Origin of the sequence: Pontibacter akesuensis, assembly GCF_001611675.1 — a bacterium.
Classification (GTDB): Bacteria; Bacteroidota; Bacteroidia; order Cytophagales; family Hymenobacteraceae; genus Pontibacter; species Pontibacter akesuensis.
Genome location: NZ_CP014766.1, coordinates 3,364,986 through 3,377,029, shown reverse-complemented (window position 1 = coordinate 3,377,029; position 12,044 = coordinate 3,364,986). Strand labels below are relative to the sequence as shown.

Sequence of the window (12,044 nt, the reverse complement as noted above, 5' to 3'; positions counted from 1 at the left end):
AGCTTCCGGTATATTCAGCATCTAAAGCTCCAGCAAACGCTGGCAGCGGTTCAGCACCTCCAGGCAAGCCCGGCTGTTGTGGTACGGGCACTTCCAGAAGCCAATCTTCACTTCGTCCATCCGACTGTAATCGTCATACACACCCCAAAACCACTCGCCCTTTGCTTTGTCCAGCAAGTGCATTTGCGCAAAAGTCCAGGAGTGCAGCGACTGCTCCAGAAAGGCAGGGTCAGAGGTGAGCTGGTACGCATTCAGAAACCCGACCATTGCCTCGGCGCTCACCCACCACTCGCGGTGCGTATCGTAATGCTGCTGGCTGCGGTCCAGCTCGTGATACAGGCTGCCGTCCGGTTGCAGGCCTTCGGCTGTCGCGCGGGCCATTTTTATACTTAGCGCTTTCACCTCCTGAACCAACTCCTCCTTTCCCAATACCTCCGCTGCCTCCAGCAGTAGCCAGGAAGCCTCAATGTCATGGCCGTACGATACCAGATCAGCCGTTGCGTTCCACTTCCGGTCAAAGAACAACTGCATGTGGCCGGTTTTGGCATCCACAATTTTCTCCAGGAACAGCCTGATTAAGCTTTCCAGCTGCTGCGCCAACTGCACATCAGGCCAGTTGCGGTACAGGTTGGCGTAGGCTTCCAGAATATGCAGGTGCGTGTTCATGGTTTTCGGATCGTTCCTGTCTTTTGGACTTAACCGCAAATCCTCCAGCAGCACGCCTTCCCGGCTAAACGCTTCAAAGTAGCCGCCAAACTCCTGATCATAGCTATACTGCTCTATCCACCCGTACAGCTGCCGGCTATACTCCAGCACCTCCTGACTTTTGGTTGCCTGGTAATATTCGCTTAGTCCGTAAATGGCAAAGGCCAACGCATAGATTTGCTTGCGCGTGTCTAAGGGTTCTCCTGCCGCACTTATCGCCCAGTATACGCCACCATACTGCGTATCGAGAAAGTGCGCTACCAAATAGTTGTAGGCACGCCTTGCCAGCAGCAGGTGCTTTTCTTTTTTGGTGTGCCGGTAAGCTGCAGCAAACGTCCACAGGATGCGGGCATTCAGCACCGCGCCTTTCGGAGCGTTAAGCTGCACTTGCCCCGCGTTATCCATCTCCCCTATAAAGCCACCCTGCTGTTCATCAAGAGAATGTAGCTCCCAAAACGCCAGAATGTGCTGAAGTTCGGAAGCTGCTTCCACCTTATAAACACTCAACTTATGTCTGTCTGCCGACACTGCTGTTTGGGCCATACTTAAGGTTGTACTGTGGCCAAAAGCGCCGGCTCTTTCTGAAGGTAGGCCATATTCTCATCTATAAGTTTATTAAGACGTTCCACCGTTGCTCCTGACCGCAATTCGTCGGCAGGGGTATGCAGCACATAATCCAGTAGTTTGTCGAGCGTGGTGGTGGCTACGTGCATGCGCGTGTCGGAGGAGCCGTAGTAAATGAACACGGTGCCATCTTCGTCCAATATCCAACCGTTGCTGAACACCACGTTCGATACATCACCAATACGCTCCTCTCCTTCCGGTGCGATAAAGTAGCCTGCCGGTTTATGAATGACTTTTGTGGGGTCCTGCAGGTCTGCAAGGAACGTATAAAGTACGTAGCGCAGGCCTGCTGCTGTGTTGCGAACGCCGTGCGCCAGGTGTAGCCAGCCTTTCTCCGTTTTCAGCGGCGCCGGGCCTTGTCCGTTTTTCACCTCATTCACGGTATGGTACTGCTTGGCATCCAGCACGATTTCTTTCTCAATCACGGCTTGCTCAATGGAGTCTGCCAGTCCCCAGCCGATGCCGCCGCCGGAGCCAGCCTCAATGAAACCGTCCTGCGGGCGGGTGTAAAAAGCATACTTGCCGTTCACGAACTCCGGGTGCAGCACCACGTTACGCTGCTGCGGCGATGGTGTTTTCAGGTCTGCCAGGCGTTCCCAGTTCTTCAGGTCGTGCGTGCGGGCAATACCACACTGCGCCACAGCCGACGATTCATCGCCTGGCTTGGCAGCAGGGTCTTTGCGCTCGGTGCAGAACAGACCGTAGATCCAGCCGTCTTCATGCTGCACCAATCGCATGTCGTACACGTTCACATCCGGCACGGCTGTTTCAGGCATAATGATGGGGCGGTCCCAAAATTTAAAGTGATCGATGCCGTTCGGACTCTCTGCCACGGCAAAGAAAGACTTGCGGTCGGCTCCCTCTACCCGCGCCACCAGCAGGTAGTTGCCATTTAGTTTGATGGCTCCTGAGTTGAAGGCTGCGTTAATGCCGAAGCGCTCCATCAGGTAGGGATTCGTTTCTGGGTTAAGGTCGTAGCGCCAGAAAAGGGGCGTGTGCTGCGCCGTGAGCACCGGATACGCGTAGCGGTCAAACACGCCATTTCCTAACTCTTCCTTCGGGTTCTCCCGGGTCAGCAATGAATGATAGGCACACTCCAACTGCTGTAGTCTTTCTTTGAAAATAGATTCCATTTGATAAATGGGTATTGTACTATGGTAATTAATTTAATGAATGCTGTCAGCTACCGCTACAGGATCTTTTTTAGGCGGTTTGTCTTCGTTCGGATTCTTAGGCGGTGTAGTTGGGCTGTCATTTGGCAGCCGGTCCCACCAGGTTTTCTTCATGATCACGGCGCACACCAGGAAAACGCCCAGCGTGATGTACAGCTCGGTCTGCATCTGGATAACCAGGTAGATGGGCAGAAGCGTCAGACTCATCTGTGCCACCACGCCAACAATCACATTGAACACATCAAACCAAAAGCTTTTATTTTCCCTGAAGCCGGGGTTCTCTGCTTTTACCAGTTTATCCACCGGCCCCCAGAAGCCCCAGGGGCGCACGGTGCTGTAGAAGCTTTTCAGCGTTTCCATGTCGGTAGGCGGCGCGGCCAGGGTGCCTACTATACTTCCGATCAGGGAAAGCAGCAGCAGCACCGGGAAGTAGTACAGGTCCAACCCATCGAAGAAGAAAGGAAAGATCAGCGCTGGCGTTATTCCTGAGAGCATGCCCCAGAAAAAGCCGTTGCTGTTAAAGCGCCACCAGTACCATTTCAGCACATTGGCAGCGATGTAGCCTCCGTACAGGCCCGAAACGATCCACTGCAGCAGGCTGTTCACATCTTTGGCGAAGAAGCCCAGCACAACGCTTAGCACCACCACCAGGATACCCGACAGGTAATTCATACTTGTCACCACCGCATTCGGGGCCGTGGGGTTGACGTACTTGAGGTACACATCATTCACGATGTAGGCCTGCGCAGCATTTAAGGTGCCGGCAAAGGTGCCGATAAAGGCTGAGAGCAGGCCCGCCACGATCAAGCCAAGTATACCGGTCGGGGCAAAGTTTATGATGGCTGCAGGCAGTATCTGTTCGTAATCGAGGCGGCCTCCCACCTCCAGGTTCAGCTGCTCAAAGTTCAGGAGCGCCAGCACCGTAAAACTGATGATCATGAGGTAACGGGTAGGAATCAGCACCAGCGATACAAAGCCGCTCATCTTGGCTGCGTCCTGAGGTGTGCGCGTCGACAGGATTTTCTGCATGTCGTAATTCGGGGTTGGGCCTGCCAGACTGGCCAATACTCCTTTAAAGAGCATCAGCGAAAAGAAAATACCGAAGAGCGAGAAGCCGTCCTCCTGAATCTTGGTGTTCACATCATCGATGATGCCGGTCCAGTCCATGTCAAGCGTGGCACCGAAGAAAGGCGTCTTCCAGCCTTCCGGCACCACCAGCGTTCCGGCCGAAATATTCTCGATGGCAATATAACCAACCACAATGGAGCCGATGGTAATGATGGCAAACTGCAGCACATCGGCCCACACAATGCTCGCCATACCGCCCAGGATGGAGTAAAAAACGGCAAAGAGCGTAAACACCAGACCATAAATGTGCGGCACATACTCGGCAGAAACAGTAAACGGCACATAAGGCTGCACCGCCGACCAGGGAATGAATATCTCCACAAACTTGCCCAGGCCGATAAAGCCATAGGCCAGGAAGCCCAGGCAACTAAGCAGGGCAAACACCACCACTATTGCGTGTGATTTGTTCGTGCTCTTTGTTTTGCCGAAGCGGGTGAGCATCCACTCGGCCCCGGTGGTAACGTTGGAGCGCCGGAGCCAGATGCCCAGAAACACCATCAGGAACACCTGGTTAAACGAGGGCCAGAGCCACGGTATCCAGATGCTTTTAAGGCCATATACAAAGGCGAGCATCACCATCCACATGGTGCCGGAAATATCGAACATGCCCGAGGCATTGGAGAGGCCGAGTGCGTACCAGGGCAGCGTGTTGCCCCCCAGCAAATAAGCCTCTTTGTTTTGCTTGGCCCGGTTCTTCAACAGCAGCCCAATACAGGCGACTGCCACCAGGTAGCTAACAATAATGCCTATGTCTACTGCTGCTAATTTCATCTTCTGTATCCTAAAGAGCTATACTTTTAACGACCACTTGCTGCCTTTGCTTCCGTGGCCGGAGCAGCCGGCCCGTAGAGGTTTGCCGCCTTTACCTCCTTTCCGAAGAGCGTACCGGGGTTTTGATAGAAGCTTTTGAAATCCGACGCACTTGCCTGGCCCGGGTACGGTGCGTAATAATGATCCGGCCGGCCGTTGCGCCACAGCAGCACGTAAGAAAGTCCGCTGTTTTGTATGATGGGCAACAAGGTTTCCGTCCACCAGTCAGGCTGCGAGATGCGCTCCAGGCCTGTTTCGGTGATGGCGTAAACTTTATTCCGCTCCTTCCCTATTTCCCGCAGCAACTCTACCATCCGGCGTGTGTCAGCCACAAAAGTATCCACGGTATCGGCTGTGTTGGGGCGGTGATACACGTCAAAGCCGATCAGGTCCACGTAATCATCGCCGGGATAGCGCTCCAGGTATTCCTCTTTGGTTTTAAATTTATCGGGAGAGTAGGCATAGAGCAGGTTGTGCACCTTTTTCTTATCGCGCAGGTACTCTACCGTAAAGCGGTAAAGCTGCTTGTACTCCTCGGGTGAGGCATGGTCGCGGCCCCACCAGAACCAACTGCCGTTGTGCTCGTGCAGTGGCCGAAACACAACAGGAATAGCTTCTCCATTGGGTCCCTTCAGGCTTTTCATAAAGCTCGCAACCTCGTTTAGCCATGATTTATACTTGCGCATGGCCTTTTTATCTGCAAAGAGTTGCTGTATGGTGGAGTCCTGCTTGTCCCAACTCGATTTAGCGGGATCAACGGGGTTTTTGAGGTGCCAACTGAACGTGTTAAGCCCACCCTGGCCATACACCTGCCGCACGTAGGCACGCATGTTAGCAAATGGAACACTGTCGAGGTTGATCGTACTTTTCAGCTCCAGGTGCCCCAGGTCCCAGCCAACAACTGCCGGATAATCTCCTACCACCTCCTTCACATCTGAGCGGCCGTTCTCATACTTCCAATTAACGCCGTAGGCCAGGTCGTCCTGGTGCCCGAACATCACCCCCTGATCGCTTAGCCGCTGCAGGTTGGCATAGAGGTTCTTTGTCTCCTCGCTTGCCTTCGCATCTATCGGCAGGTGCTGCGCCGCGAGTACATTCACGAGAAGCACATGGGCTACGCATATCAGAAGAATTCTTAGCATATTGTATGGCTTTGGCCTTAGAGCGGCGCTATAATCGCGTGCATTGCAGATGCAGTATTTTTGAATTGATCAAAGAAAGGCACAGCTATCAGGTAACTTTAAGCTGTGGCCCTTCTCCAAATAATCAACCTAAAAATCAATAATCAAATATATCCACAATCTCAATTGCTATTGTAATACTATTTTATCAATTCATTGACTTAGCTAGGCTAACGCACTTTTTTTCAGGTATCTAAAAACAATCCTGAATTAAAGATTCCACCGGATAAGAAACCATAATCATAACTACAAGCTGCTGCAAACAGCCACACCTACGCTCCTGTCATTCTAAATTATACTACCCCTATCCTTCCTTTAGCTTATAATGCAGCTAATTGCAAAGCAGTAAATAACGTAGTGTCCAGTGGCAGCCCCCAATGTGGGTATGGATTTGGCTTGCTGATTCTAGCAAAAAAGAGCTAAATTTAATAACCGAATTCCTGATACTTATTTAACAAGCGTTATGTCAGACCATCTCTCAAACATTTACCGGGAAATCACGCCCCTGAATGCAAGCGACTGCTTTACGTTTTTTAAGCGGGTGAAGCAGGAGTTTAATTTTCCGCTGCACACGCACGAGGAGTTTGAGCTGAACTTTATACATAATGCCGCCGGGGCAAAGCGTATTGTAGGGGATAACGTAGAGGTGATCAACGACCTGGAACTTGTGCTGGTGGGCAGCAACCTGCCGCATGGCTGGTTCAACCACACCTGCCAAAGCAAAGATATCTACGAAATTACCATACAGTTTCACCGCGACCTGTTTGATGAGCGGCTCCTGCGGCGCAACCAGCTCAGCCATGTACGGGCGCTGCTGGAGCGGTCTTCAAAAGGAATTATTTTCTCGAAGGAAACAGCCGCCGCCTTCCGCGAGCGCATTGAGCGGCTCACCACCAAAAGCGGTTTCGATTCTGTACTCGAACTGATGTCGCTCCTGCATGACCTGTCTCTTTCCCGCGACATGCGCACCCTATCTAACGCCACTTTCTCCGAAGGACAGCTCAGCTATAACAGCCGCCGCATAGAGAAAGCATTTGAATTTATGGAGGCCCATTTTGATAAAGACATTGCACTGGCGGATGTGGCTAAAGTGGTGAACATGCCGGAGGTATCCTTCAGCCGCTTTATCAAGAAACGAACTGGCCGCACCTTTATCGAGAGCCTGAACGAAATCCGCCTGGGCCACGCCTCCCGCCTCCTGATCGACACGACGCAGACGGTGGCTGAGGTATCGTTTAACAGCGGCTTCAACAACCTCTCCTACTTTAACCGCATTTTCAGAAAGAAAAACGGATGCACCCCAACCGAGTTCCGGCAGAATTACTCCGGCACAAGGGTGTTTATCTAGCACGGCTGTGGGTTTACTTGGGAACGATACTCTGGAAATGTTGACCCACCCCTGCCCCTCCGAGGAGGGGATTTTCAGCATGGGTGAAAAGTCCCCTCGCCCCTTGAGGAGAGGGCTAGGGTGAGGGGGCAGAACGCTAGCTCTTATACTTATACTTATACTTATACTTATACTTATACTTATACTTATACTTATACTTATACTTATACTTATTGGTCTCTGCGAGACCGTCGGGTTACAAACCCGACACCATACTTAGTGACAAGTTTGAAAACTTGGGCCATAAAAGGTAAATCTTACTCGTGCTGAATATTCCCCTCCTCGGAGGGGCAGGGGTGGGTTCTTCTAAATCTGGAGTAAAAGCTCACTGCCATGCTATTAAGATACTTGGTAGAAGGGAAATTAGACTCTCGCTACTTGCCTACAAGATCCTTTCAGGATGACAAAAAGAATAACTCAGCGGCTAAACACTCCAGGGTAGCATTAATCCTGCAAAGCTTCTCCTATTTCCTGAATATAGTCAGTTGGCGTTTTGGCATACAGTTCCTTAAAGCACTTGCTAAAGTAAGCAGGATCGCTGAAACCGGTGCTGTAGGCTACTTCCGCCACTGTCAGGCCCTTATCCTGCAACAGGTGTGTAGCGTGCCGCAGGCGGATATTCCGGATAAAGATACTTACCGACAAACCGGTAAGGCCTTTCATTTTACGGTAAAGCTGCGACCGGCTCATACCCAGCTCACTGGCCAGCATGTCCGGGTTGAAGTCTGAATCGGGCATGTGCGCTTCCACTACCTGCACGATGCGCTCCATGAACTTTTCGTCAAGCGAATTGGTGGCAAGCTGGGCTGGCTTAAAGCCTGGGTCCTCCAAGAACTGTTGTTTCAGGAGCTTCCTGCTGGCAATGAGGTTCTTTACCTTTGCCTTGAGCACCGGCACACTGAATGGTTTGGCAATGTAGTCGTCTGCTCCCGTTTCCAGCCCCTGCAACTGGCTATGTTCTGTGGCCTGCGCGGTGAGCAGGATAACCGGTATGTGGCACGTGCTTTCGTTGCGCTTCAGTTTCCCGCAAAGCTCTATCCCGCTTAGCTCCGGCATCAGCACATCGCTTATGATGAGGTCCGGCATCTTCGCTTTCGCCTTTTCAAACCCTTCTGCTCCGTTCCGAGCCTCCTCGATGCGGTAAGTTCCCTTGAAATTGTAGTGCAGGTAATTCCTTACATCCTGGCTGTCTTCCACCAGCAGCAGCAACGGAACTTCGCCCGGTACCTGCGCTTCCGGCACTGCGCCTGCAACCTCATGCTCAGGTACACTTTCCTTTACAGTCAGCCCCTCCTCCGGCTTCGCATCCACGTCCGGAAACGCAAGCTCCTCAGAAGTGAACCGCTGCCCGTGAACGGGCAGCCAGATGGTGAACTTACTTCCCTCCCCCATCTCGCTGGCCACCGCTATGTCGCCGTAATGCCGCTCCACCAGTTGCTTTACCAGGGTAAGGCCAATACCAGCGCCCTTTTTCCGGTAACCTTTCTTCTCCACCTGAAAGAAGCGCTCGAATATCCTGTCCTTTTCCTCCTGCGGAATGCCCACACCGGTATCCTCCACTTCTATCCGTGCATAAACTCCCGGAGAAGAATCCTTTGCCGCCAGCCGTGACGGTAGCAGCCGGGCATCGCTTACCAGTGACAGGTTCACGGCAATCTTACCGTATTCGGGGGTAAATTTAAATGCGTTCGACAGCAGGTTGTACAGTATCTTCTCCAGCTTGTCCGGATCAAAGTATACTTCTGCCGCCTCGGTATCTGAATTAAAAAGGTACACGATGTTGTTTCGCTCCGCCTTGTACGAAAACATGTCGGCTATACTTCTGGCAAACTGCACCATGTCCCACTTCACCACTTTGAGTTTCATCATGCCCGCATCCGCTTCCGATACATCCAGCAGTTGGCTGATGAGGCGCAGCAATAAGCTGGAGTTACGCTGTATCAACTGGTACAAGCCCAATCGCTCTTCTGAAGGCATGGCGCCACCTTCTCGCACCAGCTTGTCCACAGGATCGCCGATAAGGGTCAGGGGCGTACGGAACTCGTGGGAGATGTTGGCGAAGAAGTTGAGTTTCAGAGTGTCCAGTTCATGCGTTTTTTCGGCTTCCAGCTTCTCCAGGCGCAGCTTGTTCTTTTGCCGTTCGCGGTAAAGCGTTACACTTCGGTACCCATAGAGCAGGCCAAGTATACAGCAGGCGTAAAAGGCATAGGCCCAGCCCGTCCTCCAGAAAGGCGGGCGAATAATGATCTTCAGCAAAGTTTCCTGCTCATTCCACAGGCCATCGTTGTTGGCGGCCTTCACCCGGAACGTGTACTCCCCGGGGTCAAGATTTGTGTAAGTGGCGTCACGGCGGTTGCCCACAAAGTTCCAGTTTTTCTCGAAGCCCTCCATCCTGTAGGCGTACTGGTTTTTCTCCGGACGCACCAGGTTCAGGCCCACAAACTCAAAGCTCATGACATTCTGATCGTGCTCGAGCGTGATTTCGCGCGTCTGACTTATGTTATTGCGCAAAGGCGACTGCTCCTTCCCCACCAGTACCTGCTTGTTGAAAAGCTTAAAGTCTGTGATAACGACAGGTGTTTTGTAGGGATTGTCGCGGATGTGCTCCGGGTTAAACACACTCAGGCCGTTTTTCCCACCAAAGTATACTTCATTCTCTTCGCCTTTGGAGTAGGCTCCCGGGAAGAATTCGTTTGATTGCAGACCATCGAGCCTGCTGTAATTGCGGAAGGTCTGGGTAGCCGCATTGAATTTTGATAGTCCGTTGTTTGTGCTGATCCACAGATTGCCTTTCTTGTCGGCTACCCCACCCATGATAAAGTTGTTGGCCAGCCCGTTTTTCTCGGTATACACCACAAAATCCTTTTGCTGCTCGTCAAAAAGGTTCAGGCCGTTTTCGGTTCCCACCCACACGTTACCGGCCTTATCAGAGAAAATGGAGCGCACGTTGTTGTGGCTTAAGGCACTGTTTTGCTGGTTATAGCTGATAAAGTCTCTTTTCCCCGGCGCCAGTATACTTACGCCTGCCACACTCCCCACCCAGATACGGTTCTTGTTGTCGGCCAGAACGGTGAACACCCAATTATTTGCCAGCGAGTGCTGCCAATCGCTGTAGTTGGCCCGGTAGTGCGTAAAGGTGTTTGATTTCCGATCCAGTTTGTCTATTCCACCGCCGTGCACGGCTATCCACAGGTTCTGCTGCTTGTCCTCGGCTATGTCCCGAATGTCGTTTCCGTTGATGGATTTCGGGTTGCCCGGCTCATGGCGGTAAGATACAAAGCGTTTGCGGGTAGTGTCGAAATACTGCAGGCCTCCCCGGTAGGTGCCCACCCAGATGGTGCCGTCACTGCTTTCGAATATTTTAAAGACCGTACCCTCCCCTAGGCTGTGAGGATCCCCTGCCTTGTAAGTATAATGTGTCTTCGTATTCGTTTGGGCATCCCACACATCAATGCCCATGGTATAATACCCCACCCACAGGTTGCCTTTGCTGTCTTTCAACACCGTGGAAACGCTCGACTTGGTCAGTCCGTTTCTGGCACTGGCATTCTGGCTAAAGTGTATAAACGGATTGTTGACAACGGTTCTAACGACGCCTCCCTGAAAGCAGGCCACCCACAGGGTTCCCTGCACATCCTCATACAGCGCATTCACCGCTAATGTCGCCTGGCCTGTGCTTCTGCTGTTGTACGTTTCATACGTTGTGAAACTGTCTTCCTGCCGGTTATAGCGGCTAAGAGCAAACCCGTCTCCGTACCAGATCGTGTTCTTGCTGTCTTTGAGGATGTCCTTGATGTGGCTTCGCTCCTTGAGGTAAGGGTAGCGGTATACTTTGTCCTGAGCGATGTCCAGCCGGTTCAGCCCGCCGCCCCGCGTGCCGATCCACAGTTGGTTGCCGTCGAGCTCCAGGCTCATGATTTCGTTATTGCTTAGCGAGTGCTGATCTCCCGGCTGGTGCCTGTAGCGGTTCATTCTTCCGCTGGCCGGATTGAACAAGGCCAATCCTTCCTGCTCCAATCCGATCCATATGTTTCCTTTGGTATCGGCCTCCAGCGAGCGTATGTTCTCGGCCTGCGTACTGACATGCATGTAGGACTGAATCAGGTGCTCGTAAGGCTTGAGATCGGTCGGGGGTACCAGCTTTTGCAGGGCAGCAAGGAAACTGGAGTGGCTATAAAACTCCTTTTTTTGCAGTCTGTGCAGAGCCGTCAGAAAACGGTTTGGCAGTCCACGCTCTTTCAGGTGCACAATTGTTTCGGGGGTGACTTGCAGTCTAATGCCCCGGAAATACTGGTCGAAACGCTGGTTTTTCCGGTCAAACTTGTTGAGCCCCGACAAAGTGCCCACCCATAGCTGCTTGTTCGCGTCTTCGGTAATGGAGGTGACGTAATGGAAAGACAGGCTATGCTGCTCATACACCTGGGGAGCAAAGTTTGTAAAGGAGTCGGTGTTTTGATTGTACCTGCTCAGCCCGCTGTTCTCCGTCCCGATCCATAGCACACCCTGGTGGTCTACGAAGAGTACGCTGATTTTATTGTCGCAAAGGCTGGTGGAGTCTTCCTGGTCGTTCCGGTAGGTTTTTATAGTATAGCCATCATAGCGGTTCAGGCCATCGATGGTGCCGATCCAGATAAAGCCCTGCTTGTCCTGCACCACGCTGGTCACGTCACTACTAGAGAGGCCATCCTCCTTCAACAGGTGCTCAAATTTGAGCTCGTTATACTGAGCATGCCCCAGCAGGGAGCAGCTTAGCAACACCAACACCAACCACAGTCTCACTATCATCTTTTATACTTCAGGTTTTGCACCGCCGCCCTATACTTGTTGTTCATGTTATCTGCTTAATGCTATTACCGCACAAAAAAGTTGCATCATCGAGAACTGGCTGCTATTCAACTAGAGCACTCCTCTTGTTCCATCAGATAGGCAGACACAACAGCATCGAAAAGTATAAAGCAGGTATACCATCCTAAATATAGGTTGGTTTCTTAACAATTCCGTAACATCAGGATTTAAAAAGTTAGTAGATCAGCGAGA

At 51.9% G+C, this 12,044-nt stretch carries 6 protein-coding genes; 1 reads left to right on the top strand and 5 read right to left on the bottom strand.

What is annotated here, in order from left to right:
- Window positions 1-21: 21 nt before the first annotated feature.
- The 4 genes from A0W33_RS14305 to A0W33_RS14290 are packed head-to-tail and all read right to left on the bottom strand — an operon-like array spanning window position 22 to window position 5,581.
- Complete coding sequence (locus A0W33_RS14305) at window positions 22-1,248, bottom strand: AGE family epimerase/isomerase (RefSeq protein ID WP_068838820.1); 1,227 nt, start codon at window positions 1,246-1,248, stop codon at window positions 22-24.
- Between the two features lie 2 nt (window positions 1,249-1,250).
- Window positions 1,251-2,462, bottom strand: coding sequence for a glycoside hydrolase family 130 protein (locus A0W33_RS14300; RefSeq protein WP_068838819.1), 1,212 nt, complete (start codon window positions 2,460-2,462; stop codon window positions 1,251-1,253).
- 33 nt (window positions 2,463-2,495) lie between these two features.
- Window positions 2,496-4,400, bottom strand: coding sequence for a sodium:solute symporter family protein (locus tag A0W33_RS14295; protein WP_068838818.1), 1,905 nt, complete (start codon window positions 4,398-4,400; stop codon window positions 2,496-2,498).
- A gap of 26 nt (window positions 4,401-4,426) precedes the next feature.
- Entirely contained in the window at window positions 4,427-5,581 is a 1,155-nt protein-coding gene (locus A0W33_RS14290; protein ID WP_229802269.1) for a glycoside hydrolase family 26 protein, read from the bottom strand.
- Between the two features lie 502 nt (window positions 5,582-6,083).
- On the opposite strand from A0W33_RS14290, the gene A0W33_RS14285 reads away from it, so the two are divergent.
- A complete protein-coding gene (locus A0W33_RS14285; protein ID WP_068838817.1) occupies window positions 6,084-6,968 on the top strand; it encodes a helix-turn-helix domain-containing protein in 885 nt (294 codons plus the stop codon).
- Window positions 6,969-7,451: 483 nt separating this feature from the next.
- Here the strand turns inward: A0W33_RS14285 and A0W33_RS14280 are convergent, their stop codons facing one another.
- A complete protein-coding gene (locus A0W33_RS14280) occupies window positions 7,452-11,792 on the bottom strand; it encodes a hybrid sensor histidine kinase/response regulator transcription factor (protein WP_068838816.1) in 4,341 nt (1,446 codons plus the stop codon).
- Window positions 11,793-12,044 lie beyond the last annotated feature (252 nt).

Coding starts and splice junctions, on each gene's coding strand:
- A0W33_RS14305 (WP_068838820.1), bottom strand. CDS start 1,248: ATGGCCCAAACAGCAGTGTCGGCAGACAGACATAAGTTGAGTGTTTAT.
- A0W33_RS14300 (WP_068838819.1), bottom strand. CDS start 2,462: ATGGAATCTATTTTCAAAGAAAGACTACAGCAGTTGGAGTGTGCCTAT.
- A0W33_RS14295 (WP_068838818.1), bottom strand. CDS start 4,400: ATGAAATTAGCAGCAGTAGACATAGGCATTATTGTTAGCTACCTGGTG.
- A0W33_RS14290 (WP_229802269.1), bottom strand. CDS start 5,581: ATGCTAAGAATTCTTCTGATATGCGTAGCCCATGTGCTTCTCGTGAAT.
- A0W33_RS14285 (WP_068838817.1), top strand. CDS start 6,084: ATGTCAGACCATCTCTCAAACATTTACCGGGAAATCACGCCCCTGAAT.
- A0W33_RS14280 (WP_068838816.1), bottom strand. CDS start 11,792: ATGATAGTGAGACTGTGGTTGGTGTTGGTGTTGCTAAGCTGCTCCCTG.